The organism is Catellatospora sp. TT07R-123 (genome assembly GCF_018327705.1).
Lineage (GTDB): Bacteria > Actinomycetota > Actinomycetes > Mycobacteriales > Micromonosporaceae > Catellatospora.
In genome coordinates this window covers 3408785-3434319 of record NZ_BNEM01000001.1, presented here as the reverse complement: position 1 = coordinate 3434319, position 25535 = coordinate 3408785, and the positions used below count along the sequence as shown (strand labels likewise).

At 69.9% G+C, this 25535-nt stretch carries 23 protein-coding genes and 1 pseudogene; 11 read left to right on the top strand and 13 right to left on the bottom strand.

All coding sequences use genetic code 11. The features are described from left to right. Positions 1-63 precede the first annotated feature (63 nt). The 4 genes from Cs7R123_RS14710 to speB form a co-directional block, all read right to left on the bottom strand. Positions 64-1287: an OmpA family protein gene (locus Cs7R123_RS14710; RefSeq protein ID WP_212826950.1), complete on the bottom strand. Its 1224-nt coding sequence runs from the start codon at positions 1285-1287 to the stop codon at positions 64-66. Further along, positions 1274-2617, bottom strand: coding sequence for a hypothetical protein (locus Cs7R123_RS14705; RefSeq protein ID WP_212826948.1), 1344 nt, complete (start codon positions 2615-2617; stop codon positions 1274-1276). The genes Cs7R123_RS14710 and Cs7R123_RS14705 overlap by 14 nt, the downstream gene beginning before the upstream one ends. A gap of 34 nt (positions 2618-2651) precedes the next feature. Further along, positions 2652-3368, bottom strand: coding sequence for a hypothetical protein (locus Cs7R123_RS14700; protein ID WP_212826946.1), 717 nt, complete (start codon positions 3366-3368; stop codon positions 2652-2654). Between the two features lie 334 nt (positions 3369-3702). Further along, positions 3703-4725 (bottom strand): agmatinase, encoded by a 1023-nt coding sequence (gene speB, locus Cs7R123_RS14695; RefSeq protein ID WP_212826944.1) that lies wholly within the window; start codon positions 4723-4725, stop codon positions 3703-3705. A 160-nt stretch (positions 4726-4885) separates the two neighbouring features. Here speB and Cs7R123_RS14690 point away from each other — a divergent pair, with 160 nt between their 5' ends. Then, the gene (locus tag Cs7R123_RS14690) at positions 4886-6427 is read left to right on the top strand and encodes a leucyl aminopeptidase (protein WP_212826942.1); all 1542 of its coding nucleotides are present in this window, start codon (positions 4886-4888) and stop codon (positions 6425-6427) included. Positions 6428-6695: 268 nt separating this feature from the next. Here Cs7R123_RS14690 and Cs7R123_RS14685 read toward each other — a convergent pair whose 3' ends face one another. Further along, positions 6696-8219: a glycerol-3-phosphate dehydrogenase/oxidase gene (locus Cs7R123_RS14685; RefSeq protein WP_212826940.1), complete on the bottom strand. Its 1524-nt coding sequence runs from the start codon at positions 8217-8219 to the stop codon at positions 6696-6698. Positions 8220-8299: 80 nt separating this feature from the next. Between Cs7R123_RS14685 and Cs7R123_RS14680 the strand changes: the two genes are divergently transcribed. Continuing rightward, positions 8300-9862, top strand: a complete 1563-nt coding sequence (locus Cs7R123_RS14680; protein WP_212826938.1) for an FAD-binding oxidoreductase — start codon at positions 8300-8302, stop codon at positions 9860-9862. A gap of 8 nt (positions 9863-9870) precedes the next feature. On the opposite strand, the gene Cs7R123_RS14675 is transcribed toward Cs7R123_RS14680, so the two are convergent. Further along, positions 9871-10431: a TetR/AcrR family transcriptional regulator gene (locus Cs7R123_RS14675; RefSeq protein ID WP_212826936.1), complete on the bottom strand. Its 561-nt coding sequence runs from the start codon at positions 10429-10431 to the stop codon at positions 9871-9873. 95 nt (positions 10432-10526) lie between these two features. Between Cs7R123_RS14675 and Cs7R123_RS14670 the strand changes: the two genes are divergently transcribed. Next, entirely contained in the window at positions 10527-11627 is a 1101-nt protein-coding gene (locus tag Cs7R123_RS14670) for a hypothetical protein (protein WP_212826934.1), read from the top strand. Positions 11628-11955: 328 nt separating this feature from the next. On the opposite strand, the pseudogene Cs7R123_RS14665 reads toward Cs7R123_RS14670, so the two are convergent. Further along, positions 11956-12165, bottom strand: a pseudogene (locus Cs7R123_RS14665) (flavin reductase); the annotation flags it as partial. A gap of 235 nt (positions 12166-12400) precedes the next feature. Between Cs7R123_RS14665 and Cs7R123_RS14660 the strand changes: the two are divergent. Genes Cs7R123_RS14660 through Cs7R123_RS14650 form a run of 3 tightly spaced genes read left to right on the top strand, consistent with a single transcriptional unit; the run spans position 12401 to position 14441 of the window. Continuing rightward, complete coding sequence (locus Cs7R123_RS14660; RefSeq protein WP_212826932.1) at positions 12401-13177, top strand: GntR family transcriptional regulator; 777 nt, start codon at positions 12401-12403, stop codon at positions 13175-13177. Next, positions 13177-14019 carry a hypothetical protein gene (locus tag Cs7R123_RS14655; RefSeq protein ID WP_212826930.1) on the top strand — a complete coding sequence of 281 codons (843 nt, stop codon included), beginning with the start codon at positions 13177-13179 and terminating at the stop codon, positions 14017-14019. Before Cs7R123_RS14660 ends, Cs7R123_RS14655 begins: the two co-directional genes overlap by 1 nt. Beyond that, the gene (locus Cs7R123_RS14650) at positions 14016-14441 is read left to right on the top strand and encodes an NUDIX hydrolase (RefSeq protein ID WP_212826928.1); all 426 of its coding nucleotides are present in this window, start codon (positions 14016-14018) and stop codon (positions 14439-14441) included. Before Cs7R123_RS14655 ends, Cs7R123_RS14650 begins: the two co-directional genes overlap by 4 nt. A gap of 316 nt (positions 14442-14757) precedes the next feature. Here Cs7R123_RS14650 and Cs7R123_RS14645 read toward each other — a convergent pair whose 3' ends face one another. The 3 genes from Cs7R123_RS14645 to Cs7R123_RS14635 all read right to left on the bottom strand — a co-directional run bounded on the left by Cs7R123_RS14645 (position 14758) and on the right by Cs7R123_RS14635 (position 16651). Next, a complete protein-coding gene (locus Cs7R123_RS14645) occupies positions 14758-15405 on the bottom strand; it encodes a hypothetical protein (RefSeq protein ID WP_212826926.1) in 648 nt (215 codons plus the stop codon). Positions 15406-15410: 5 nt separating this feature from the next. Next, positions 15411-15572 carry a hypothetical protein gene (locus Cs7R123_RS14640; RefSeq protein WP_212826924.1) on the bottom strand — a complete coding sequence of 54 codons (162 nt, stop codon included), beginning with the start codon at positions 15570-15572 and terminating at the stop codon, positions 15411-15413. 311 nt (positions 15573-15883) lie between these two features. Further along, positions 15884-16651 (bottom strand): TIGR04255 family protein, encoded by a 768-nt coding sequence (locus Cs7R123_RS14635; RefSeq protein WP_212826922.1) that lies wholly within the window; start codon positions 16649-16651, stop codon positions 15884-15886. A gap of 682 nt (positions 16652-17333) precedes the next feature. On the opposite strand from Cs7R123_RS14635, the gene abc-f reads away from it, so the two are divergent. Then, complete coding sequence (abc-f, locus tag Cs7R123_RS14630; protein WP_212826920.1) at positions 17334-18944, top strand: ribosomal protection-like ABC-F family protein; 1611 nt, start codon at positions 17334-17336, stop codon at positions 18942-18944. 44 nt (positions 18945-18988) lie between these two features. Here the strand turns inward: abc-f and Cs7R123_RS14625 are convergent, their stop codons facing one another. Both Cs7R123_RS14625 and Cs7R123_RS14620 read right to left on the bottom strand, forming a co-directional pair. Next, positions 18989-19144 (bottom strand): DUF6131 family protein, encoded by a 156-nt coding sequence (locus Cs7R123_RS14625; protein ID WP_212826918.1) that lies wholly within the window; start codon positions 19142-19144, stop codon positions 18989-18991. A gap of 76 nt (positions 19145-19220) precedes the next feature. After that, a complete protein-coding gene (locus Cs7R123_RS14620) occupies positions 19221-19634 on the bottom strand; it encodes a hypothetical protein (protein WP_212826916.1) in 414 nt (137 codons plus the stop codon). A gap of 157 nt (positions 19635-19791) precedes the next feature. Between Cs7R123_RS14620 and Cs7R123_RS14615 the strand changes: the two genes are divergently transcribed. After that, entirely contained in the window at positions 19792-19974 is a 183-nt protein-coding gene (locus Cs7R123_RS14615; protein WP_212826914.1) for a hypothetical protein, read from the top strand. Between the two features lie 127 nt (positions 19975-20101). Here the strand turns inward: Cs7R123_RS14615 and Cs7R123_RS14610 are convergent, their stop codons facing one another. Further along, positions 20102-20314: a CsbD family protein gene (locus Cs7R123_RS14610; RefSeq protein ID WP_212826912.1), complete on the bottom strand. Its 213-nt coding sequence runs from the start codon at positions 20312-20314 to the stop codon at positions 20102-20104. Positions 20315-20478: 164 nt separating this feature from the next. Here Cs7R123_RS14610 and Cs7R123_RS14605 point away from each other — a divergent pair, with 164 nt between their 5' ends. The 3 genes from Cs7R123_RS14605 to Cs7R123_RS14595 all read left to right on the top strand — a co-directional run bounded on the left by Cs7R123_RS14605 (position 20479) and on the right by Cs7R123_RS14595 (position 25475). Next, positions 20479-21651: an LCP family protein gene (locus tag Cs7R123_RS14605; protein ID WP_212826910.1), complete on the top strand. Its 1173-nt coding sequence runs from the start codon at positions 20479-20481 to the stop codon at positions 21649-21651. A gap of 61 nt (positions 21652-21712) precedes the next feature. Next, positions 21713-23089: an FAD-binding oxidoreductase gene (locus tag Cs7R123_RS14600; RefSeq protein ID WP_212826908.1), complete on the top strand. Its 1377-nt coding sequence runs from the start codon at positions 21713-21715 to the stop codon at positions 23087-23089. A gap of 169 nt (positions 23090-23258) precedes the next feature. Beyond that, entirely contained in the window at positions 23259-25475 is a 2217-nt protein-coding gene (locus tag Cs7R123_RS14595) for an ATP-dependent RecD-like DNA helicase (RefSeq protein ID WP_244872005.1), read from the top strand. Positions 25476-25535 lie beyond the last annotated feature (60 nt).

The following is a 25535-nucleotide window of genomic DNA, read 5'->3' as shown; positions in this document are numbered from 1 at the left end:
AAGAAAGGGGCACCTCCCACGGGAGGTGCCCCTTTCCGCATGTCCGCGGGTATGCCGGCGGGCCTAGCCGCAGCCGGTGAACTCCAGGATGACGTTGCGGTTGCGGCTGGCCAGGTTCGGCACCAGCCGCCCCTCGGCGTCGCGGTCGCGGAGGTACCCCGGGAAGTCCATCCCGGCGCCGAACGTCTCGATGCCCGCGGCGTCGACGCCGAGCCCGACCAGGATCCGCTTCACGGCCTCCGCCCGGTCCAGCGAGAGCTTCTTCTTGCTGTCGGTGTTGCGGTTCTCGCCTGACGACGAGGTGGTACCGGTGAGCTTCACCGTGTACTTGGAGGACTTGATCCGTTCGGCGTAGACCTTGAGCGCCTCCGTCGCGTCGGCCTCGCTGAGGAACTCCGCGGTGTTGGGCTTGAACCGCACCCGGCCGGCGTCCGGGATCCTGATCGCGGTGCAGACGTCCTCCGCCGGCGGGTTGGGCGGCTCCGGGATGGCGACCACGCCCACCTCGGGCGTGCCGGAGGGGGCCTGGTCGTGCTGCCCGGCGGACAGCTCCTGCACGCAGCGGGCCTTGGCGCGGGCGCCGATCTCGCGCCAGATCGCCAGCAGGTTCTCCCGGCGGGCGGTGTCCAGCGACGCCTGCGGCGCCATCGTCTTGCCGATCCCGACCAGCACCAGGGCCTGGCCCTCCAGGTGCGGCAGCTGGTGCTGCTTCTCCAGGAAGTCCACCAGCTCCGCCGGGTCGGCGTCGATCATGCCCTCCTGGCGGAAGTCCATCGGGGCCATCGTCTGGAGCCCGGAGTCCAGCAGCACCACCGTGCCGCCGCTGCCGACGGCCTCGCCGGCCAGGGCCACCGCCTCCAGCGGGTTCGCCTGCGCCTTCGCGGCCTTCACCGAGGTCACCGCGTGGGCGATGCCGTTCTCGAAGTTCTCCAGGTCCCGGCGCCAGGCGATGTCGTTCTGGGCACCGCTGCGGAAGGTCCCGTCACCGGCCGACTTCGGGTCGCCGTCGACGCCGAACACGATGATCCGCTTGCCGTCGTACGCGCTGCGCTGGACCAGGGTGAGCACCTCGGTGGGCAGCTCGGGCACCGGCTGGTTCGACCGTACGCCGACCGCCAGCGCGAGCTGTCCGCCCTGCTCCAGGCAGGGCGGCAGCGCCGCGAACGTCACCTCCGGCGGGCAGCACCGCGAGCACGCCGCGGTGGGCAGGACCAGCGTGCCCAGCAGCGCCAGGGCCAGGATCGAGCGGGGCGCGGTGCGGCCGCGCCCCGGTTCACGCCGCGCCACCGGACCTCGCTCCCGCCCGGCCGCCGCAGCCCGGGATCGGCTGGTTCAGCAGGAACTTGATCTCGTCCGGGTCGGTCAGCCGCTTGGCGATCTGCACCCGGGCGTGGGACTTCAGCTCGCAGCCCAGCGCCCGCCGGTGCTCGCGGGCCTGGTCGGCACTGGCCTTCTCGCCGCTCTCCAGGCGCTTGCGCAGCCGTTCGGCCTCCTGTAGCGACACCGACGCCTCGCTCTCCGCCCGGCCCAGCGCCGCGGCCTCCTTGCGCAGCCGCTTGCGGGCCTTGCGGTACGCGCTGCGGAACGGGTTCCAGGTCAGGTACGCCCCGATCAGCGCCAGCACGCCGGTGGTGACGAAGACGACCAGGAAGACGATCGCCTTCGTGGTGACCGAGGTGTCGTCCTGGCCGAACTGGACCCCGCCGAAGTTCAGCAGCGAGGTGCTGGCGCCGGTGTCGTCGTGCACGGTCAGCCGCATGAAGAAGGCGCCCATGCCCAGCGCCACCCAGGCGGCCACGCAGGCCACGACGATCCAGATCTTGCCGTCGGGCTGGCGTGCGCTCACGTCGCGCGCCGTGGTGCCGGCCTTGTGCATCAGCAGCAGCGCGATGAGGGTCACCGCGAGCACGGCCGCGTAGAGCAGCTCGGGGATGGCACCGAGCACCAGCGCGAGCACCTGGTAGAACGCGACGAAGTCGGCGACCCCGGCCAGGCCGAGCACCAGGTAGTGCATGACGTCGCCGAACGACACGTTGTCCAGCTCGCCGTGGCGGGCGTAGACCCGGTTCGGATTCGGCACCGGCCCCGTCGCGGCCGGGGTGTCCGCCGCGACCAGAGCCGTGCCGGCCGCCGGCGGGTGCGCCAGCCTGATGTCGCGGTCGTCGGCGGCCTGGCCGCCGGGCTGCGGCGATCCGGCCAGGCCGCCGGTGGCCGGATCGGCCTCGGCGAGGGAGAGGGCCGGGACGGGATCGGCGGGCGGGCGGTGGCCGGTGAGGTTGAAGTACGCCCGGTCGTGCGCCTCCTTGGCCAGCGCGTGGTCGTTGCGCGCGGTGGTCAGGAGGGCGGACTGCTGCCGGTTGCGCGGGGCCAGCTCGCCCAGCCGGGTCTGGAGCTGTTCGAGCTGGCGCTGGTACTCCGAGCCGATGTCGGCTTCCCAGGAGTCGGACTGCGCGTCGACCTCGGTGTCGAAGATCGCGCCGCTGCTGCCGGTCACCGCCGGCATCTGCGCGATCTCGCTCTCGATGTTGCGGCGCAGGGCGTCGCGGTTGGGCGGCATGAGCGCGCCGTACTGCCCGGGAACCGCGGGCGGCGGGGGTGGTGCGGTGGGGCTGGCCATGGGGGTGTCACGCCTCCCGTTCAAAAAAGGACTGTCACTTCTCGCTGTCGCTGTTTTCGGGCTGGAAGACAGGGGTGTCGGCGGTGTCGCCCAGGCGGCTGTCCAGCTCGTTGCCGAACCGGTGGCTGCGGCACAGCGACTGGCGGTAGACGTTGATCCGCTCCGTGACGTGGCGCCAGGCGAGATTGGCCTGGGTGGCCGCGCGCTGCATGCCCAGCTTGACCTTCACTTCCAGCTGCTTGATCTCCACCTCGAGCCGCGCGACCCGCTCGCGCTCCTGGTCGAGCCGCTGGATGGCCGCGGTGTGCGCGCTGTTGAACCGGAACAGCTGGTCGCGGCGCTCCTGGCGCTCCTCGGCGGTCTGCTTGACGCCCGGCTCGGCCAGGGCGTCCAGCCGCGCCGTCTCCCGGGCCAGCGTGTCCCGGGTCGCCCCGACGGCGGCACGCAGGTCGGAGAGGGCTTCGCGGCTGTGCTCCAGCTGGATCGCCTTGGCGGCCGCCTCCTCCATGGTGCCCCGGTACGCCTCGTTGAAGCGGATCTCCTCGATGTGGAAGAGCTTCTCCGCCTCGTTCTCCAGCTCCCGCCAGTACGCGGTGCGCAGGTCGGCGGCCTTGACGTCGGGCCGTCCCAGGCGGCCGTCCCACCACCCGTGAAACCGGTCTCTCAGCCGGGCGCGCCTGCGGTACGGCATCGTCGGCAGCGTGGACCCGCCGCCGTCGTCGTGTACGAGCGCCGAATTGTTCCTGGCCATGACCGACTCCCGAGGCTCGGACCTTCCGCCGACAGACGCACCGGCCGTGACGGGCACGGCCGGGCGCCATCAGGCTCGCACGACGCCCACCTGCCCTGACATCGCTGTATGGCCATGAGTGCCCGCGATGTGTCCGACCGTGACCGTCGAGAGTGGAGGGTCGGGCCACCTACGGTCGGCTTCGTGTCAGCCGATGGGTCCGAATCTCGTCACGGGCGGCGGCGACCACCCGCCCCGCCCACCTTGATCAGGCAAGTTGCCGGGCAGGTGGGCGAAACCGGGGCCCCGATACGCCCACCTGCCCGGCAACTCGGCCGGGGGTCGGGCCGAGGGGTCAGGTCGGGCGCTGGTCGAGCAGCGGGGTGGCGGGGTTCCACGGGGTGGGGGAGTGGGCGTCGCGGCGGGCGCGGGCCAGGCCGGACAGGGCCTCCAGGACCACCCGGTTGCCGAGCAGGGCGGTGATCTCGGCGTGGTCGTACGGCGGGGACACCTCGACGACGTCGATGCCTGCGATCGGCAGCGTCCGGCAGATCAGCGACACCGCGTCCAGCAGCTGCCGGGCGGACAGGCCGCCGGGTTCGGGGGTGCCGGTGCCGGGTGCGTGGGCCGGGTCGCACACGTCGACGTCGACGGACAGGAACACCGCGTCGCAGTCGTCCAGCGCGATCGTGAACGCCTCGGCCAGCACCGCGTCCAGCCCCCGGTCGACGATCTCGGCCATGTGGTACGAGCGCATCCCCTGCGCCGCCATCCAGTCCAGCGTCGGCGGCTCGGGCCAGTAGCCGCGCAGGCCGAGCTGGAGGAACCGGTCGCCGCGCACCGCGCCGGACTCGATCAGGCGGCGCATGGGCTGGCCGTGGCCGTACAGGGAGCCGAAGGTGATGTCGCCGGTGTCGGCGTGCGCGTCGAAGTGGATGACCGAGACGCGCCCGGCGCCCCACCGGCGGGACACCCCGGTGACGTCGGGCCAGGTGATGGTGTGGTCGCCGCCGAGGATCAGCGGGACGGCTCCGTGGCCGGCGATGAACGCCACCGCCTCCTCGATCGCCTGGCAGCTGCGCAGCACCTCGCCGCTGTAGACCTCGACGTCGCCCGCGTCGAACACGGTCAGGTCGGGGCCCAGCGGGTCGACGCGCAGCGCCAGGTGCGGGCGGGACGAGTCGTGCGGTAGGTAGTCGGTGCCGCGGATGGCGGAGGGGCCGAACCGGGTGCCGGGCCGGTGCGAGGTGCCGCCGTCGAACGGCGCGCCGAGGATGACCACGTCGGCGTCGGCGTAGCCGTCGGGCTCGCGCCAGTCGCAGCGGGGTACGCCCAGGAAGGTGATGTCCGGACCGAACATCGCCCCATACCGTGTCATGCCTTTCATTCTGCTCATTCTGCGCCCGCCGCCGATGATCGCCGGACTTGCCGGGCAATCGGGCATGAGCGGGGGCCATATACGCCCGATTGCCCGGCAACTCGGCTGGTCAAGGGCCATGCTGGGGGCGGGAAGAGGGTGGGAGAGGGCGGGGGAGCTGATGGTGGCCGCGGTCAGGGGGCTGGACCCGATGCCGTCGTGGGAGCGTCCTGTCGCGGTGTCGGTGCGGCCGCCCTCCGGGGGCGACGGCGCGATGCTGCCCGGGGTGCCGGTCGGGGTCACCGGGAAGGTGCCCGCCGAGCTGGGCATCGGCCGTGACGCGCTGCGCGCGGCCGGGTTCGACGCGCGGGTGGGCCAGGCGATGGTGCTGACCCGGGACGGCGCGCCGGTCGTCGCGGTCGGGATCGGCGACCCGGCGCGGCTGGACGCCGCGGGCGTACGGGACGCGGCTGCGGCGTACGCGCGCTGCGCGGCGACGCAGGAACGCCTGGTGCTGACCCTGCCGCAGGGGCCGGGGCTGGATCCGGCGGCGGCCGCGCAGGCGGCGGTCGAGGGGATGCTGCTGGCCCGCTACCGGTATCCGGTGCTCAAGGACATCGGGAAGACCGGCCGGCCCAAGCGCGGCGGTCAGCCGCTGGTCGGCGAGGTGGTGCTGCTGACGGCGGCGCGGCAGGTGCGCGCGGCGGCCGAGGGCGCCCGCCGGGGCGAGCTGTTCGGCCGCGCCGCCGCGATGGCCCGCGACCTGGCCACGTCCCCGCCATCGCTGCTGACGGCGGTCCGCATGGCCGAGTGCGCGGCCCGGGTCGCGAACGGAGCGGGCCTGGAGACGGAGATCTTCGACCGGGACGCGCTGCTGGAGCTGGGCTGCGGCGGCCTGCTCGGGGTGAACGCGGGCAGCGCCGACCCGCCCCGCATGATCCGGATGCGCTACCGGCCCGAGCATGCCGACGGCCACGTCACCCTGGTCGGCAAGGGCGTCATGTACGACTCGGGCGGCATCAGCCTCAAGCCCGCCGACGCCGTCCACGCCACTATGAAAAACGACATGTCCGGGGCTGGGGCGATCCTGGCCGCGATGGCGGTGCTGCCCGCGCTGGGCTGCCGGACCGCGGTCACCGGCTACCTCATGTGCACCGACAACATGCCCTCGGGCACCGCGACCAAGCTCGGCGACGTGCTCACCATCCGGGGCGGCACCACGGTCGAGGTGCTCAACACCGACGCCGAGGGGCGGCTGGTGATGGCCGACGCGCTGGTGCTGGCGACCGAGGAGCAGACCGACGCGATCGTGGACATCGCCACCCTGACCGGCGCCTGCCTGCGCGCGCTCGGCGCGGAGGTCGCGGGCCTGTTCGGCACCGATCGCGAGCTGCTGCGGCAGGTCTGCGCGGCGGCGGTCGCCGCCGACGAGCCGGTATGGCAGCTGCCGCTGGACCGCCGCTACCGGGGCGAGCTGGAGTCGGAGGTCGCCGACCTGAAGAACGTCGGCGGCCCGAACGGGATGGCGATCCACGCGGCCCTGTTCCTGGCCGAGTTCGTGGGGGACGTGCCGTGGGCGCACCTGGACATCGCGGGTCCGGCGCAGTGCGAGAACCCGAGGCTGTGGCGCACACCCGGCTGCACCGGCTTCGGGACGCGACTGCTGCTGGAGCTGCTGCTCTCGTTCACCCGTCCGGGGGGCGCCGCGTCGGGTGGGCCGTGAGCCGCCGATACGCGTCGAAGTTTGTTTTTCGTCCGATGACCCGGTCACCGAACTGGGTCAACCCCAGGTCACATGGTTGTCGGCGGCCGAGCCGATCGGTTGGAAAGCTGGTGCGATCAGTTTCCGGGGACATCGGGGATGGCGGTTAGCGCGAAAAGGCGGTACGTTCAATGCAAGCTCGTTCCGACGGTTTCCCCCGTGATCGCCGGAACGAGCTTCTTTCATGCGTGAACTATCCTGTCACGACTGAACAGTCACTAAGGCCGCGTCACGAGTCCGTGCCCAGGGCCAGGATGTCTTCGGCGGCGGCCAGCGCGGCGGCGCGGAACGCCGGGACCAGGCCCAGGCGGGTGCGCCGGTCGAGCAGGTCGTCGACGGTGAGCGCGCCCTCGTGCCGCACCGCCCACAGCAGCTCCGCCCCGGTGACCGGGCTGCCCTCGACCAGCGGTCCGTGCAGCGGCGGCGGTGCCTGCGCGAGCACGGCGGGCGCCTCGGTGCCGTACCGGAAGACCAGCCGGTCCGGGGCGTCGACCCGGGCCAGCGCCGCGCGGTCGGCCGCGCCGGGCAGGGGCAGGTCGCGGGTGCGGCAGCGGCCGGCGCTCAGCTCGCGGCGGCGCACCGCGAGGTCGACCGCGTCCTGCGCCATCCGCCGGTAGGTGGTGAGCTTGCCGCCGACCACGGTCACCACCCCGTCCGGCCCCTCGATCACGGCGTGGCGCCGCGAGATGTCGGCGGTGCGGCCGTCACCGCCCATCAGCGGCCGCAGCCCGGCGTACGCGCCCAGCACCTCGTCGCGCCGCACCGGCCGGGCCAGCACCGGGTTGAGCACCCCGAGCAGGAACTCCACATCGGATTCGGGCACCTCCGGCACGTCGGGCACCGGCCCGGCCACGGGCTCGTCGGTGAGACCGACATACACCAGGCCCTCGGGCTGCGGCAGCACGATGACGAAGCGGGAGAACTCGCCCGGCACCGGGATGGTCAGCCCCGTCCACAGGCCGGGCAGCAGCGTGCCGGGCAGCACCAGGTGCGTGCCCCGCGACGGGCGCAGCGTGATCTCCGGCGCCAGGGTGCCCGCCCACACGCCGGTGGCGTTGACCACGGCGCGGGCGCGGATGCGCAGCTCCTGCCCGGTGACGGTGTCGCGGGCGGTGGCGCCGTCGCCGGTCAGCGCCTCGGCGCGGCAGCGGGTGACGATCCGGGCGCCGTGCGCGGCGGCGGCGCGGGCCAGCCCGACGACCAGCCGTACGTCGTCGCTGAGCTGCCCGTCCCAGCCCAGCCGCCCGCCGCGCAGCCCGTCGGCGCGCAGCGCGGGCACCATGGCGCGCACCTGCGCGGCCGTCAGCGCGCGGGCGGTCGGCAGCACGGTGCGCGGGGTGCCGGCCACGGCCCGCAGCACATCCCCGGCGCGCAGTCCGGCCCCGGCCAGCCGTACCGAGGAAGGGGTGGTCTGGGCGGTGGCGGGCAGCAGCATGCCCAGGGCCCGGGTCAGGTGCGGGGCGGTGCGGGTCATCAGGATGCCGCGCTCCACGGCGCTCTCGTACGCCACCCCGAACTGCCCCCGGGCCAGGTAGCGCAGGCCACCGTGGACGAGCTTGGAACTCCAGCGCGACGTGCCGAAGGCCAGGTCGTGGGCGTCGATCGCGGCGACCGACAGCCCGCGCGACGCCGCGTCCAGGGCGACCCCGGCGCCGGTGACGCCCAGGCCGACGACGAGCAGGTCCACGGTCTCGCCGTCGGCGAGTTCGGCCAGCTCGCGGACGCGCCGGGCGGCGGTGAGGGAGGCGGACACGGAACCCTCCTAGGCTCTGGCGAGGGTGCGCACCGCGCCCCGCTTGCGCCGAAGTGACATTTGATGTCACTCTGTCACACATGGATGCGATCGGGGAAGTGCACCGGGCCGGCTGGGCCCGCTGGGGCGACCGGACCAAGGCGCGGCCGCTGCCCGAGGGCGTGGCCAAGCTGCTCGGACAGGTCTTCGACGTGCGCCCGCCCGCGCCCGTCGCGGAGCTGGACCAGGTCGAGCTGCCGCCGTCCGCGCTGGACGCGGCGGCGCTGTCGGCCCTGGCCGCGATCGTCGGCGCCGAGCACGTGCACGCCGACCCCGCCGCCCGCGCCGCGCACGGCGCGGGCAAGTCCACTCCCGACCTGCTGCTACAGCGCGCCGGTGCCGTGCCGCACGCCCCCGAGGCGGTGCTGTGCCCGGCCGACACCGACCAGGTGGTCGCGGTGCTGCGCACCTGCGGCGAGCACGGCCTGGCCGCGGTGCCCTTCGGCGGGGGTACGTCGGTGGTCGGCGGCCTCACCACCCCCGCCCCGTACGTCGCCCTCGACCTGCGCCGCCTCGACCGCCTCGTCGCCGTCGACCCGATCTCGCGCACCGCCGTGCTCCAGGCCGGGCTGCCCGCCCCGCGCGCCGACGAGCTGCTCGCCGAGCACGGGCTGACCCTCGGCCACGTCCCTCAGTCCTACGAGTACGCCACCATCGGCGGCTTCGCCGCCACCCGCTCCTCCGGCCAGCTGTCCGCCGGATACGGCCGGTTCGACGACATGGTCGTCGCGCTCGCCGTGGCCACCCCGCAGGGTGTGCTGCACACCGGCCGGGCCCCCGCCTCGGCGGCCGGACCCGACCTGCGTGAGCTGTTCCTCGGCTCCGAGGGCGCGTTCGGCGTGATCACCGAGGTGACCGTGCGGGTGCGCCCGATCCCCGCGCAGCGGCACTACGAGGGCTGGCGCTTCGACTCGTTCGAGGAGGGCGCGGCGGCGGCCCGCACCCTGGCCCAGGACGGGCCGAAGCCGACCGTGCTCCGCCTGTCCGACGAGGTCGAGACCATGATCGGCGCGACCGGTGCCGGGCGCGGCGAAGGCGGCTGCCTGCTGATCGTCGGGCACGAGGGCGCCGAGGTGGCCGCTGCGGTCGAGCGCACCGGGCAGGTCCTGGCCGGACTCGGCGGCACCCCGCTGGGCACCGCACCCGGCGAGCACTGGGCCGCACACCGCTTCGACGCGCCATACCTGCGCGACGGGCTGCTCGACGCCGGGGCGTTCGCCGAGACCCTGGAGACGGCGGCGTTCTGGTCGGCGCTGCCGGGCCTGTACGCGGCCGTCCGCGAGGCCCTCTTCGCGACGCTGCCGACCCCGTCCCTGGTCCTGTGCCACATCTCCCACGTGTACGAGACCGGCGCCTCCCTCTACTTCACCATCGTGACGGCGTACGCCGACGACGCGGTGGCGGGCTGGCAGCGGGCCAAGGAGGCCGCCAACGAGGCGATCCTCGCCGCGGGCGGCACCATCAGCCACCACCACGGCGTCGGCACCGAGCACCGCGACTGGTACGTCCGCGAGATCGGCCCCCTCGGCGTCACCGCCCTCCAGGCCGTCAAGCAGGCCCTCGACCCGTCCCGAGTCCTCAACCCGGGCATCCTCCTGCCCTGACCGGCCGGTCACGGGGCGAGGTAGCGGTCTAGGAGGGCGGCGAGTTCGGGGTCGAGGTCGGCGGCGTCGTACGCGTCGGCGACAGTCGGCATCGACAGCACGAAGGACTGGGCGGTGAGCAGCACCGCGCGAGCCAGCCGGGCCGGCTCGCCCGCGCGGATCGACCCGTCGGCCTGACCCGCCGCGATCGCCTCGACCAGGAACGCGAGCATCTCCTCCTGCCCGGCTCCGCGCCGGTGCAGCAGGTAGGGCAGCAGGATCTCGGGGTCGACGTCGATGATCTTGCGGAGCAGCGGGTGCCCGCGCAGCACGGCGGCCGCCGCCACCGACTGGGCCACCAGCCGCTCCCGCCCCGGCGCGGAGGCGTCCCCGCCGTCGCGGGCGGCCACGATCACCCGGTGCCACTCGCGGCTCATCAGGTCGCCGACCAGGCTCTGCACGTCGGGCCAGCGCCGGTACACCGACATCCGCGACACCCCGGCCCGCCGCGCCACCTCGGTCACGGTGGTACGGCGCACCCCGTACGCGAGCACGCAGTCGCGTACGGCGTCCAGCACGAGATCGTCCACCGGCCCTGTGTACCACGGGGGCGAGCCGTTCGGGTGAGCGGCGGTATCCTTGCTCGCGCAACGGCGCGTCCGCGAATCCGACCTGGGGAGCCACCATGGTCAGCACCGATACCGCATCCGAAGTCCAAGCCGCACCGTCCGGACCGGAACCGGTGCGCCCGATCACGAGTTACCGCACCGATCTGGTGATGGTGGTGCTGGGCCTGTGGTTCACCGTCGGGCTGATGCTGGACGCGTGGGCGCATAACAACGTGCCCGGCCTGGAGACCTTCTTCACCCCGTGGCACGCCGTCTTCTACTGGGGCTTCCTGGTCACGGGCGGCTGGATCGCCTGGACCGTACGCCCGGCCCTGCGCGGCGGCGGCCTCCCGAACTGGCGCGCCATGCCGGTCGGCTACGCGTCGGCCTCGGTCGCGGTGCTGGCGTTCGCGGTCTTCGGCTTCGGCGACTTCACCTGGCACGAGGTGTTCGGCATCGAGCAGAACATCGACATCCTGTTCAGCCCCACCCACCTGGGCCTGGTCGTGTCCATGTTCGTCATCGTGACCACCCCGCTGCGCGCGGCGTGGCTCCAGGACCGCCCCGTCGCCACCGGGCTGCGCCCGCTGCTGCCCGCGATCCTCAGCCTCGCGCTCGGCTCCATCCTCATCCTGCTGTTCCTCCAGTACGGCAACGTGATCACCTTCGGGGCCGGATCGGTGCAGGTGGCGCTGTCCAACCCCGATGAGGGCTTCACCGGCCGGTTCGTCACGATGCTGGCGCTGACCACGGTGGTGCTGTTGGCACCGCTGCTGCTGATCGCCAAGCGGTGGACGGTCCCGGTCGGCACGGCGACCATCCTGTACGGGTTCCTGGGGCTGTTGTCCACGGCCGTCACCGGCTTCAACAACGTGGAGATGGTGGCCGGCCTGGTGGTGGGCGGCATCGGCGTGGACCTGCTGGCCTGGTGGCTGCGCCCGAGCGCGGCCGCCCCGCGTCGGCTGCGGGTGTTCGCCGCGCTGGCGGCCGGGTGGACGTGGATCGCGTTCTTCGGCGCGGCGTACGCGGCGGGCGGCTCGATCAACTGGGTGGGCAAGGGGGACCCTGTGCCGACGCCGGAGCTGCTGACCGGGATACCGGTGGTCGCGGCCCTGGTGGGCCTGCTGCTGGCGGTGCTGGTGGCGCCGACGATGCCTGCGGGCCGAGCGGCGGAATAAGACCATTCGCGGGTACGGCGGCAGCCGCCGTACCCGCCCCCGCCTGCCGTGGCACAACCCCGTTTTTCATAGACGCTGGCCTATTACATCGAAGGCGATCTTCTCGTGGTCGATGTAATAGGCCAGCGTCTATTGAGTTGTGGTCGCCGCAGCCCCGTCAGCCGATCTTCAGAGCTGCGAGCAGGCGACGTGCACCGCGTCGCGGGGCGGGCGCAGGGCGCCGTGTGCTGTAGCCGATGGAAGCGGCGTTCGGCAGGTGAGTGTCCGGGAACGGTTGAAGCGGTCGCCTCGGGGGCGGCGTTCGCGGAGGTGCCGACGCTGCGTTCAGCCAGCCGAGGAAGCGGTGGTGCAGCAGGCCGGACGCGGTCGTCGGGAGGTCTTCGCATGCCTGGACGAGGTGGCGGGCCAGGACGAGCGCCAGGGAAGCGGGCGAGCCGTCGAACTGCGCGAGCAGTTGCCGCCTGCGGGTGTGGCAGGGCCACTCCGCCGCACAGATCGCGCACTTCCACTGCGGGCGGATCGGCGTGTGCAAAGACATCGAGCCTCCTTGCGGAGTCGAGTTGGGAGCGGAAGGGCGCCTTGCGAGTTGGGAGATGCGGTGGGCGCCCTTCCGGCAGCTCACCGGCCCGAGGGTGCGACCCGGACCGATGAGCTACTGCCTTAACCTAGAGAGCGTCGAGGCAAAACGCAAGACGTATTACGTCAAGCCAACGTGAGACCTGATGAATGCGCGGCCTACTCTGGGTAAGACGTACTACGAGCAGGGAGTCCTGATGGCCACGATCGAGACCTCGCGCTCTCAGTACGCTCAGATCGCCGAGCTCGTTCGCAGTCGCATTGCAGACGGGACGTACCCGCCAGGTTCTGCGCTGCCTAGTGAGGACCGCCTTGCCGATGAGCTGCGCGTTTCGCGGCCAACGGTGAACAAAGCGCTGACGATCCTGCGCAACACCGGCGAGATCAAGGTGCGCCGAGGTGCCGGTACGGTAGTCCGTTCGCTGCCGACGATCTTCCGGGACGCCAAGAAGCGCTATGTGGCCCGCAACGAAGGAAACGGTGCGGCCGAGGTCGAGGTCAGTCGTCACGAACTCCACTCCAGGACCGTCTACCGCGAGATCGGCAAGGCAACCCCACCGGCGGCCGTCGCTGACATCCTTGGACTGGCCGAGGGTGAGCCAGCTCTGCTACGCGGCCGAGTCTTGTACGCCAACGACGAGCCCACCCAGATCGCCGATTCATACATTCCCTGGTCGCTGGCTGATGGCCAGCCCGACCTGCTGCGAGAGAACGCCGGACGCGGTGGTTCGTACGGCCGCCTCGCCGATGCTGGCTACCCACCCACCCGGTTTGCTGAAGACATCACGGTCCGCATGCCTACCGACGCCGAGCAGCGCGTCCTGGAACTGGAGCCGACACAGCCGGTGTTTGAGATCTGGCACGTTGCGTACTCACACGACCGGCCCATTGAGGTCTGCGTGCACGTCATGGCAGGTCACCTGTGGAAGCTCCACTACGAGTGGGACGACGCGACGCACGATCAGGCCGCCTGATGCGCGTCACCATGGCGACCGAGGCCGCCCCGGGCCGTCCCGACAACGAGGACCAGGTCTTTCACTACGCGAACGTGGTCGGCGTACTCGATGGAGTCTCAGCCACAGATGGTTTGGATAGCGGATGCATGCATGGCCCTGCCTGGTACACCCGCCAGCTAGTTGTTCGGCTCAAGGACACCATCGATAAGGCGCCCACGGATTCCTTGTCGAACTTGCTTGGGACTGCCATCGAACAGGTGATGCGCGATCACCCTGATTGCGACCTGAGCAACCCGAGCACGCCCGCTGCAACCGTGTGCATGGTGCGTGAGAACGGGCCAGAGCTGGAGTACCTGATCCTGTGCGACAGCTCACTCATTGTCGACAGAGGCACTTCGAGGATGAGGATGACTGACAAGAGGTTCGAACGCGCGATCACCCGCATCCGTCAGGAGGCGCTGGCCGGTGACGTGGCGATCGATTCCGAGGAGCATGCAGCACGCCTCCGCGTGGCGGCCGAGCGCAAACGACTGCTGACCAACACTCCTGAGGGTTACTGGATTGCCGCCGCCACCCCAGTCGCAGCAGAACAGGCCATCACGGGCCGGTTGCCGCTGACCGGCCCCCGCGCGGTACGCAGGGCAGCGTTGCTCAGTGACGGCGCCTCGTGCGCCGTCGATACTTTCGACCTCTACAGCTTGGCCGGTCTGCTCAACCTCCTCACCGAGGATGGACCTGAAGAACTAATTCGCCAGGTCCGCCAAGCCGAGAATGCCGATGGCGATGGCTACGCCCGGCCCCGGTACAAGCGTCACGACGACGCCACCGTCGCACTCTGCCTGTTCGAGGAGACCCGATGACTCAGCCGCGCCACTCCGTCAGCGTCGCCGGGGTCGTCATTGACGAGCAGGGCAGGGCACTGGTCATCCAGCGCCGGGACACAGGCGCATGGCAGTTGCCCGGAGGTGTCCTCGAACTTGACGAGACCATCGAGGACGGCATGTGCCGTGAGGTGCTGGAGGAGACCGGCGTCGAAGTCCGGGCAGTGCGGCTCACCGGCGTCTACAAGAACATGAAGCTCGGAGTTGTCGCTCTGGTCTTCCTCGCCGAGCGGATCACGGGCGAACCGCGACCGACCGACGAATCCGTAGCCGTGGAGTGGTGGACCCCTGACCAGGTCAGAGAACGTATGAGCGAGGCCTTTGCTGTGCGCATTCTCGATGCGCTCGACTGCGACCCTCTGCCCTCGATCCGTTCCAATGACGGCGCCAATCTGCTCTGATGGCTGTGCGTTGCTATCACTCGGTATAGTCCTCACAACTTCGGTGTCGAGCTTGTTCGCGTACGATATCCGCAGGAGCAAGCTGCGGTTTCGATTTGCCGAGCCGGGAGGTCCCATAGGGATCCGTCTACAATGTAGAGGTGCAAACGAACGCGAACGCTCGGGCTTTTGAGCTGTTGATCAGGTCTATCGGGCGTTTATGAAGTACTGTGTGTCATGCAATTTACATGGGCCGCCGCTGGTAGTCCACGATGTACGTGTATTCAAAGTTGGTTATTTGCGCACGAAGGGTTCCGGTCGAGTAGGACTATCGCGCCTATTGCGATTTCTGCCAAGGGAATGGTTCGGCGATACCCATCTTGGCTGGGCCGTACTCTCCCATTTCCTCGGGTGACAGTGCGTACCATTCGTCGTAGGGATACCGGCGAAAGAATTCGCCAACGCGCTCCCGAAAATGCGATTGCGCTACATCGTTCAGGCGCCCCACGCGATTGGTCTGGCGCATATCCTCCACGTTCTCGCGTGGAACACGCATGGGGACTCGAAAGTCGACTGCCATCCGCTCAACGATCTTGAAAGCTGGATCCTGGGGTAGGTAAAACCACTTCTGATTGACCCTAGCATGTGTCGTAATGATCTTTACCCATGACTTGTACTTCGCATCCGTAAGATCCTTGGCCACTGCATCCACGTCCCTGAAGGAACGAATCTCGCAGAAGCTAATTTCTTCGGCGCGCGATGCATCGCAATCCTGGCTAATCACAATGGCGAGTACCGGTCTGACTGCAACGATTATGCTGGATGGTTCTGCGAGGTGTTCGATGCGCGACCAATCGCCAATGATCGGGATTCCAGAAGATGTAATTGCCGACATCTTGGACAGGTTAATATCGAACCGAGGTACACGCGCGAAGATGTCGCCCTGCCGAATAGGTGAGCCAGTCTCAACTTCTTCGTAGATCACGCAGCTCAGTCCTCGTCGTCTAAATCATAGGTCCCGATCAGTTCGAACTCTCGCAGCGCGAGAGCGCGCCTCCTTTCCTCCATCAGCAAGAGCTGCGTTACCGCGTTTGAGGCGGCTTCCACGAGGGTTACCTGCAACTCGCTGACTGTATCGGCGACCTCACTCACAGTAGACACCATAGCGTCCCCTGCGGCACCAATGGTCCAGTCTCTAACTGAAGAAGAGTTAGGGCGCCTAAATGGGTCACTCGCGACGACCGCCGTACTCAAGCTAGCCAAGGCGGCTGCACCTGTGAGAGATGCGATCACGGCGGCGCGAGCTGCGAAGCCCATGCGTACAGGCATGCTTCGGTCTGACTCGGCTAGGTTGTGCCGAACGACTGAATCTCTCAGAACGCTCGTGCCAGACAGTAGCTCGTCTCCGCGTAGCTCCGAAAGACCGGCTAGATCCCGGGGGTTGTATAAAGCGCTGTGACTCATCACCGCTCCATAGTGAAGCTTTTAAAGAGTTCACCATCGATGAAAGCGAAGAACCAGCGTTCGATTACCGCATGGGAGTAATCGAGCCAGTTCGCAAAATCCTCTTGGTGCACCGGCCCGGAAAGGCGACCATCGGCAGAAAGTTCGACGATCATTGCTGGCGACTCTCGCTTCGTGCCTGTCAGGATCCGCACTACGCCAGATGTGCCGGCCTTCTTTAACGGATACGCTACTTGGAGTGCGGCGATATGTGGCGAAGGTGCCGTCTCATGACTCGCAATCCCGTCGGGAAGCACGAAGGCGGTGTTGAGTTTTTCGGCAAGGAACTCCTGTGGTCCCATGCCCTCCAACGGGAATGCGTTTATATACTTAAGGACAAGATGGTCAACCTCCGGCGGAGCTCCACCGTTGAATGTCGGATAAACTCGATGGAGGTTTTCCCAAAGCTGCATTGCGCGCTGATAGAAATCGTTCCACGAATATTCCTGCGTTGAGTTGAGAGTGGCAATACCTGGCCCCAATTGAATAAGCGGCCATTGCTCGGGACCGGTGCGAAGCTGAAATTTCGCTATGTAATGCGAATATTCATCCGGAACATCAATGGCAGGTAAGCGCACCTGGAAGGGATACACATCTCCGACAAGGCCAGCGATTGCGCCAGTATATAGGGGGTGTGCAGGGTCCGTAGTGCCGCTAATTTTCCACCTGATCTCTAGGATCGCTTCTACAAGCGGCTTCCGTGCCAGATCACGACTGACGATACTCAAGTGGGTGTCCTTCGGGCTGATACTGACAGCTACATCAGTCTGTACCAGACTTCGGCAGCTCGCTACCCCGGTCGGGGCTGCACATTTGAACGATAAGCCACTTACACCTGTGCCGAGGACGCTAACGGCCTCGGCGCTTCCGTCAGTCCGGCGATGTTGCCGTGATCTATGGGACGGGTGACCCACTCCACGGGCTGTTCGTGCAGCTAGCCATCCTCTGCCGGCCGCACCATCTCTCGGAGGTTGCACGCCCACAACGACGCGAGCAGATCGGGAGGTTGGCTGGAGCGCTGGCCGAGCATAAGTGCGTTGTGTCGCCTCAGCTCGGTAACAGCGCCCCTGCTACGACGCCGTCCGAGACGTGGGTGCATAAGTGTCAGGATGGGACAGAGCGACAGGTTTAGTCTCTACCGACGTCGGCAGCAACGTATGCATACCCATGAGAGCGGACCATCTTGCCCGAGCGACGCATCTCGGAATATGGGTTGCGCCAGCCTCCCGCAGTGCGCAACATCGCCAGGACCACGTTGTCTCCTCGGGGAGCCCTTCGCACATGTGATTCACGGGACGCGCTGAGCCTTCCGCTCGCCCTGCCTGACCGGCCTACGGCCGTCGGCTCCCGTGCGCCTGCCTCCGGCGGCGCCTCACCCAGTGCTCGCACTCACCCACCCTGGGGATCACCGTGCTCAAAGCTGTCTCTCTGTCTCACCACTACTCCGGCGACACCCTGTTCGCCGGTGTCGACCTCATCCTCAGCGCCGGTGACCGCTTCGGCCTCGTCGGCCCGAACGGCGCCGGCAAGTCCACCCTGCTGCGTATCCTCACCGGCCAGCTCAAACCCGCCACCGGCCACGTACGCCGAGCCCCCGGCATCCGCCTCGGCTGGTTCGCCCAGCAGGTCCCCGACCCCGACGCCACCGTCGGCGACTTCCTCTCCGCAGGTCTGGGCGAACTCGACACCATCCGCACCCACCTGGCCGACCTAGAACAGGCCCTGTCCCGAGGCGAAGACGTCCTCACCGAATACGGCCAGGTCCAGGACCGCTGGACCGCCCTGCAAGGCTGGACCGCCGAGAACCGCCTGGCCGAGGTACGCGAGCGCCTTGACCTCTCCCACCTCCCCGACGAAGCCCCCCTCCGCCAGGTCAGCGGCGGCGAGCAGGCCCGCCTCACCCTGGCCCGGGTCCTCCTCGACACCCCCGACCTGCTCATCCTCGACGAGCCCACCAACCACCTGGACGCCGAGGGCATCGCCTGGCTCGGCGACTGGCTGTCCGCCTTCACCGGCGGCCTCCTGGTCGTCAGCCACGACCGCGCCTTCCTCGACCGCACCGTCACCCGCGTCCTCGAACTCGACGGCATCCACGACGAGCTCCAGTCCTACGAGGGCGGCTACTCGGCCTACCGCGTCGAGAAGGCGAAGCGCTGGGAGCGCCTGCTGCTGGACTACGAGGCTCAGGAGAAGGACCGGACCCGCTGGGAGTCCGACATCGCCCGCACCCGCGAGCAGGCAGCCGGGGTCGAGCAGTCGGTCCGCAGCGGCCTGGGCTCCGACAAGATCCGCCGGTACGCGAAGAAGGTCGCCAAGAAGGCCAAGGCCCGCGAACGCCGCCTGCGCCGCCAGATGGCCTCCCTGCACTGGCTCGACCAGCCGCAGACCCGCCCCACCCTCGCCCTGGCCTTCCCCCAGGAGGCCACGCCGGACGAGATCGTGCTCCAGGCCCGCGACCTCACCCTCCACCGAGGCGGCCGCACCCTGCTCGAACCCACCGACCTGACCGTGTACGGCGGCGACCGCATCCTCCTCACCGGCGTCAACGGCGCGGGCAAGACGACACTCCTGCGGGCCCTGACCGGCGACACGCCGGACGGCGGCGCCGTCGACGCGCCCGCGGGCGTGTCCCTGCTCCCGCCGACCCACGACGACCTGCGCCGCCCGACCACGGTCCGCGACTTCTTCCGCAGCCACGTCCCGGTGTACGCCGAGGACGCCGAGCGCCTGCTGGAGGGTTACCTGTTCGACGACGACCAGTGGGACGCGCCGCTGCGGACGCTGTCGGCGGGGGAGCTGCGCCGCCTGCTGCTCGCGGTGATGGTCAACAGCCGGGCACGGGTGCTGCTGCTGGACGAGCCGACCAACTACCTGGACTTCGACTCCCTCGACGTGATCGAGGCGGCGCTGCGGGAGTTCCGGGGCACTCTGATCACGGTGACCCACGACGCGTACTTCGCCGACGCGGTGGGCCATACCCGGCACTGGCACCTGGCCGGGGGCAAGCTGCTGGAGCAGTAGAAAGTGACGCGGCGGGCCCGATGGGCCCGCCGCACGTCATGTTCCTACCAGTAGTGGCGTCTGCCGCCCACGGGGCGGCCGACCGACCCGGCGATCCACAGCACCGCGCCCACGATCAGCAGGATGATGCCGATCGTCCACAGCAGCGAGATGTGTAGGAAGTAGCCCAGGAGCAGCAGTATCAAACCGAGGACGATCACTTGTGCCTCCCTCGCGGGCAACTGTTGCCCACGATCGGGAGGTACCCGGTCCGACCGCGCGGTAAACGACCGATGATCAGGCTGGGGTGAGCACCGCCCGGCGCGGTTCGGCGACCGTCTCGACGGTCAGCGCGGGCTCGGCGTCGCCCCGCAGGGCCAGGGCGCGCAGCCGCAGCATGGCCACCTTGGTCACCACGTCGGCCATCGGGCCTGGTCTGTGCGCCCAGAAGGTGGCGAGCAGCGGCTGGGTCAGGTCGGCGAGCACCGCCGGGTCCGTTCCCGGCGGCAGCGCCGCGACGGCCTCGCTGGTGCCGGCGATGGCCCGGTCGAGCCCGGCCTGCCAGGCAGGCCCGATCCGGCCGGTGCCGGGGTACGAGGGATCCGAGCGCCACGACTGCCACCTGTCCAGCAGCGTGATCAGCTCGGCGCGCAGCTCTTCCGCCACGCGGGCGGCATCACTCAGGGTGATGAGTTGTTCACTGCTGGTCATGGCTACACATCCTACGGTCCGGGGTGACCGCAAGTGCCCGCAACACGGCACAACTCCGACATGATCACGATACACGGCACGTCCATCTTGTAATGGTTTGCCAGGAACGCCACGCGGGTACACAGCAGGTGTTCCCGGAACCCCGAGGAGGGCGGTCATGGCAGGTCACAGCCCGGAGCGCGATTTCATCGACCCGGTGCCCGAGTCCGACCTGGAACGGGCCCAGGACGACACCGAGCGCGACCACCAGCGGCACCACGAGGACACCGAGCGGCTCAACGACGACGACCCCCGCGACCCGCGCAACCCACCCGAACCGTTCTCCGGCTCCGAACACTGAAGCGAAGCAAGGAAGGGCACCTTCTTATCGCTGTACGCGGTAGAAGGTGCCCTTCTTGACGGCTGGTGCGGCCGGGGCCGGCAGCCCACCGCTGCCGGCCCCGCCCGTGGCAGAGTGCGTCACCAGGTCAGCCGCGGCCGCGCATCGCGTTCGTCGCGGCGTCCTTCGCGTCGTCGAAGGTGTCCTTGGCCTTCTCCCCGGCCTTGTGTGCCTTCGCCGAGGCCTGGTCCATGTGGCCCTCGGCCTCCAGGCGCTCGTTGTCGGTCATCTTGCCGGCTGCCTCTTTGGTCTTGCCCTTCAGGTCTTCGGCCTCGTTGCTGATCTTGTCCTTGATACCCATGACCAACTCCCTCGGTCTGGTTCTCTCGGTCGGGTTCCACCGCCGACATACCCGATCCAGATGAGCTGAAACCTAACCAAACCAACTCAGTGGACAAAACCCCCGAAAAGGTAATAATGGGCTGGTATGGTCGGTCGCCAGGTGACCCCTGGATGGAGACCTCGATGACCCTGCGCAAACGCCCCCGCCGCCGCCTGCCGCTGTGGGCGTTCATGCTGGCCGGGGTGGGCCTGCTCGTGCTGTCGCTCGGGTTCGGTGGGGCGCTGCTGACCAAGTCCTACCTCCAGAGCCTGACCAGCTCGGTGGAGACCGGCTCGGTGCTGGAGGGTGAGGCGCTCAAGCCCGCCCCGGCGATCTCGGGGCGCACGCTGACCGGCCCGCTCGACATACTGCTGCTGGGCCTGGACACCCGGCACGGCTGGGCCGAGGGCAGCGGGCGCGCCGACACCATCATCGTGCTGCACATCCCGCGCGCCCACGACAAGGCATACCTGATGTCGATCCCGCGCGACGCGCTCGTCGACATCCCGGCATACCCGCAGGCCGGGTTCTACGGCAAGCGCAACCGCATCAACGCCGCCTACGTGTACGGCTCGCGCAACGGCGTCAACTGGCAGGGCGGCGCCGCGCTCACCGCCAACACCATCCACCAGCTCACCGGCCTCCAGTTCGACGGCGTCGCCGTGATCGACTTCGACGGGTTCAAGGACGTCGTCGAGGAGCTGGGCGGCGTGCACATGTGCGTCGACCGCGCGACGACGTCCGACCACTACATCGTGGTGAACGGCAAGCCCGAGTACGCGTACGGCAAGCGCAGCGGGGTCTTCCTGCCCAACAGCTACGTGCACCCCGTCGGCTGCCGCGACATGGCGGGCTGGGAGGCGCTCGACTTCGCCCGCCAGCGCAAGAGCGGCCCCAACGGCGACTACGACCGCCAGCGCCACCAGCAGCAGCTGCTCAAGGCGATCGGCAGCAAGGCCACCTCGGCCGGGGTCATCACCAACCCGCTGAAGGTGAACGCACTGATCAAGGCGGCCGGCAGCGCGCTGAAGATGGACACCGGCCACGCCGAGCTGTTCGACTTCCTGTGGACCCTGCGCGGGCTGCGCAGCGACGACCTGGTGCTGCTGAAGACCAACAACGGGACGTACCTGCGGGGCAAGGTCAAGGGCACCCAGGCGATCAGCTACGGCACGCTGGAGATGTTCGCCGCGGCCAAGGCCGACGCGCTCGACACGTACGTGGCGACGCACCCCGGCTCGGTGTACGGCGACGGCGAGGTCCCGGTCGGCGCCCCGCCCACCACCGACCCGCACCCGATCCGCGCCGCCGACTGACCGCCCCGCCCCCGCCCCGGGCATTTATCCTGGTGGGAGCCGGGCCGACGGGGGGTTGGTCATGACCGTGCTGGGGACCAGAGCGGTGAGCGCGCTGCGGGCCGGATTCGCCGGCACCGTGCTCACCCCGGACGACGCCGCGTACGGCAACGCGCGCACTCTCTTCAACTCGATGATCACCAAGAGGCCGGGCGTGATCGCCCAGTGCGCGAGCACCGCCGACGTGGCCCGCGCCATCGCGTTCGCCCGGACCGAAGGACTGGAGCTCGCCGTACGCGGCGGCGGCCACGGCGTGGCCGGGACCGCCCTCACCGACGGCGGCATCGTCCTCGACCTGCGCCGCCTCAATCAGGTCACCGTCGACCCGGTCGCCCGCACCGCCGTGGTCGGCGGGGGCGCGATCATGCGCGACCTGGACCGGGCCGGACGGCCGTTCGACCTGGTCACCACCGGCGGCCGGGTCTCCACCACCGGCGTCGGCGGGTTCACCCTGGGCGGCGGCTCCGGCTGGCTGGAGCGCAAGTACGGCCTGGCCTGCGACAACCTGCTCGCCGTCGACCTGGTCACCGCCGACGGTTCGACCGTCACCGCGAGCGGGACCAGCCACCCGGAGCTGTTCTGGGCGCTGCACGGCGGCGGCGGCAACTTCGGCGTCGCCACCTCGTTCACCTTCCGCCTGTACGAGCTGCCCCAGGTCGCCGTCGCGCTGCTGCTGTGGCCGCCGGAGGCGGGCCAGGACGTGGTCGCGGCGTACCGGGAGTTCATGGCGTCGGCGCCGGACGAGGTCGGGGGCGGGGTCATCTTCCTCACCGCCCCGGCCGAGCCGTTCGTGCCCGACCACCTCGCCGGCAAGCTCGCCTGCGCGATGCTGCTGGTCTACGCCGGGACGCTGGACGAGGCGCGGGAGGTCGCGGCGCCGCTGCTGGGGCTCGGGCACGACGGCGAGCTGATCGTCGAGGTGCCGTACGCCGAGTTGCAGAGCATGTTCGACGACCCGCCCGGCTACCGCAACTACTGGTCGGCCGAGCACCTGGAGTCGCTGCCGGACGAGGCGGTGCGCCGCTTCTGCGACCGGGCGTACGACATGGTCGTGCCCTCACCCTCGCAGCACGTGCTCTTCCCGTACGGCGGCGCCGTGGCCCGCTCGACCGAGGGCTACCCGGTGCCGTGGCGCCGCGCGCCCTGGGTCGTGCACCCGCTGGGCCTGTGGACCGACCCCGAGGACGACCGGCGGGCCATCTGCTGGGCCCGCGACACCCGCGCCGACATGAAGCCGTGGTCGACGGGCGCCGTCTACTCCAACTTCATCGGCGCCGAGGGCGCCGAGCGCGTCGTCGCCGGGTACGGCCTGGACAACTACCGCCGCCTGGCGGCGATCAAGTCCCGCTACGACCCCGGCAACGTCTTCCACCTGAACCCGAACATCAAGCCGGGCTGACCACCCGTCGGACCGTTCTCGGCGACCGTGGCGGACCGGTGTCTGACATGCCTGGCAGGCTGGGCCTTCTTGCTTCGTCGCACGGATGCGGCACGATGTCGGGGTGACCGCGCAGACCTCCGCCGCGCAGACCTCCGCCCCCGGCCAGGCTCCGGCCCGGCCGCCCGGTGTGGTGCTGGAGGCGGTGCTGGAGCGGATCACGTACGCCAACGAGGAGACCGGCTACACGATCGCGCGCGTGGCCACCGAGAAGCGCGGCGACGACCTGCTCACCGTGGTCGGCGCGCTGCTGGGCGCGCAGCCGGGCGAGAGCCTGCGGATGACCGGCCGGTGGACGTCGCACCCGCGCTACGGCCGCCAGTTCGAGGTGTGGAACTACACCACCGTGCTGCCCGCCACGATCGTCGGCATCGAGCGCTATCTCGGGTCGGGCCTGGTCAAGGGGATCGGGCCGAAGCTCGCCGAGCGGATCGTGGCCCACTTCGGCACCGACACGCTGCGGATCATCGAGGAGACGCCGGACCGCCTGATCGAGGTGCCCAAGCTGGGCCCCAAGCGCACCAAGCTCATCGCGGCGGCCTGGATCGAGCAGCAGGCCATCAAGGAAGTCATGATCTTCCTCCAGGGCGTCGGGGTGTCCACGTCGCTGGCGGTGCGCATCTACAAGCAGTACGGCGACGGCTCGATCACCGTGGTCCGCGAGGAGCCGTACCGGCTGGCCGCCGACGTGTGGGGGATCGGGTTCCGCACCGCCGACACCATCGCGCGGTCGGTCGGCATCGCCTACGACAGCCCGCAGCGGGTCAAGGCCGGTTTGCAGTACACGTTGAGCGAGGCTGCCGACGCCGGGCACTGCTACCTGCCCGCCCCGAACCTGGTCGCCGACGCGGTGAAGATCCTCGCCGTGACGACGAAGGAGGGCGAGGACCTGGGCGTGCCCGTGGACCTGGTCACCCGCTGCCTGGCCGAGCTGGTCGACGACGAGGGCGTCGTGCGCGAGGAGGTGCCCGGGGTCGAGGGTCCGGTGCCCGCCGTCTACCTGGTGCCGTTCCACCGCGCCGAGCGCGGGCTCGCGCAGAGCCTGCTCACGCTGCTGAACACCGGCCGCGACCGGCTGTCGGCCTTCGCCGGGGTGGACTGGGCCAAGGCCCAGACGTGGCTCAAGGCGCGCACCGGGCATGATCTCGCCCCCGAGCAGGAGCAGGCGGTGCGGCTGGCGCTGACCGAGAAGGTGGCGGTGCTGACCGGCGGGCCGGGCTGCGGCAAGAGCTTCACCGTACGGTCGGTGGTGGAGCTGGCGCGGGCCAAGCGCGCCAAGATCGTGCTGGCCGCGCCGACCGGCCGGGCCGCCAAGCGCCTGGCCGAGCTGACCGGCCACGAGGCGACCACGGTGCACCGGCTGCTCAAACTCCAGCCGGGCGGCGATCCGTCATACGACCGCGACAACCCGCTCGACGCGGACCTGGTCGTCGTCGACGAGGCCTCGATGCTCGACCTGATCCTGGCCAACAAGCTGGTCAAGGCCGTCGCGCCCGGCGCCCACCTGCTGCTGGTCGGCGACGTGGACCAGCTGCCCTCGGTCGGGGCGGGCGAGGTGCTGCGCGACCTGCTCAACGCCGACGTCGTGCCGCGCGTCCGGCTGACCCAGATCTTCCGGCAGGCGCAGGAGTCCGGGGTCGTCGTCAACGCGCACCGGATCAACCGGGGCGAGTTCCCGCACCTCAAGGGCTTCCCCGACTTCTTCTACTTCCCGTGCGACGACACCGAGGCGACCGCGCCGCTCGTCGTCGACCTCGTCGCCCAGCGCATCCCGAAGCGGTTCGGGTTCGACGCGCGCCGCGACATCCAGGTGCTCACCCCGATGCACCGCGGCCCGGCCGGGGCGGGCAACCTCAACCTGCTGCTCCAGGAGGCGCTCACCCCGTCGGTCGAGGGGAGGCCCGAGCGGCGCTTCGGCGGCCGGGTGTTCCGCGTCGGCGACAAGGTCACCCAGATCCGCAACAACTACGACAAGGGCACCGCCGGGGTCTTCAACGGCACCGTCGGCGTGGTCACCGGGCTGTCGCCGGAGGACCAGTCGCTGACCGTGCGCACCGACGAGGACGAGGACGTGCCGTACGCGTTCGACGAGCTCGACGAGCTGGTCCACGCGTACGCGATCAGCATCCACCGGTCGCAGGGCTCGGAGTATCCGGCCGTCGTCATCCCGCTGACCACCGCCGCCTGGATGATGCTCCAGCGCAACCTGCTCTACACGGCCGTGACCAGGGCGAAGAAGCTCGTGGTGCTCGCCGGGTCCACCCGCGCGCTGTCCGTCGCGGTCCGCACCCTCGGCGCCGGGCGCCGCCACACCGCCCTCGACCACCGCCTCCTCCCACCCGAGTGAGCGGCGAGGGGCAACGGCGGTGGAATCCGTCCGCTACCGTCCCCCACATGCCGAGCCCTG

What these genes read in the sequence shown, in the direction of transcription:
- Cs7R123_RS14705 (WP_212826948.1), bottom strand. Translation starts at nt 2,617, where the DNA reads ATGGCCAGCCCCACCGCACCACCCCCGCCGCCCGCGGTTCCCGGGCAG.
- Cs7R123_RS14700 (WP_212826946.1), bottom strand. Translation starts at nt 3,368, where the DNA reads ATGGCCAGGAACAATTCGGCGCTCGTACACGACGACGGCGGCGGGTCC.
- speB (WP_212826944.1), bottom strand. Translation starts at nt 4,725, where the DNA reads ATGACACGGTATGGGGCGATGTTCGGTCCGGACATCACCTTCCTGGGC.
- Cs7R123_RS14690 (WP_212826942.1), top strand. Translation starts at nt 4,886, where the DNA reads ATGGTGGCCGCGGTCAGGGGGCTGGACCCGATGCCGTCGTGGGAGCGT.
- Cs7R123_RS14680 (WP_212826938.1), top strand. Translation starts at nt 8,300, where the DNA reads ATGGATGCGATCGGGGAAGTGCACCGGGCCGGCTGGGCCCGCTGGGGC.
- Cs7R123_RS14670 (WP_212826934.1), top strand. Translation starts at nt 10,527, where the DNA reads ATGGTCAGCACCGATACCGCATCCGAAGTCCAAGCCGCACCGTCCGGA.
- Cs7R123_RS14660 (WP_212826932.1), top strand. Translation starts at nt 12,401, where the DNA reads ATGGCCACGATCGAGACCTCGCGCTCTCAGTACGCTCAGATCGCCGAG.
- Cs7R123_RS14655 (WP_212826930.1), top strand. Translation starts at nt 13,177, where the DNA reads ATGCGCGTCACCATGGCGACCGAGGCCGCCCCGGGCCGTCCCGACAAC.
- Cs7R123_RS14650 (WP_212826928.1), top strand. Translation starts at nt 14,016, where the DNA reads ATGACTCAGCCGCGCCACTCCGTCAGCGTCGCCGGGGTCGTCATTGAC.
- Cs7R123_RS14620 (WP_212826916.1), bottom strand. Translation starts at nt 19,634, where the DNA reads ATGACCAGCAGTGAACAACTCATCACCCTGAGTGATGCCGCCCGCGTG.
- Cs7R123_RS14615 (WP_212826914.1), top strand. Translation starts at nt 19,792, where the DNA reads ATGGCAGGTCACAGCCCGGAGCGCGATTTCATCGACCCGGTGCCCGAG.
- Cs7R123_RS14610 (WP_212826912.1), bottom strand. Translation starts at nt 20,314, where the DNA reads ATGGGTATCAAGGACAAGATCAGCAACGAGGCCGAAGACCTGAAGGGC.
- Cs7R123_RS14605 (WP_212826910.1), top strand. Translation starts at nt 20,479, where the DNA reads ATGACCCTGCGCAAACGCCCCCGCCGCCGCCTGCCGCTGTGGGCGTTC.
- Cs7R123_RS14600 (WP_212826908.1), top strand. Translation starts at nt 21,713, where the DNA reads ATGACCGTGCTGGGGACCAGAGCGGTGAGCGCGCTGCGGGCCGGATTC.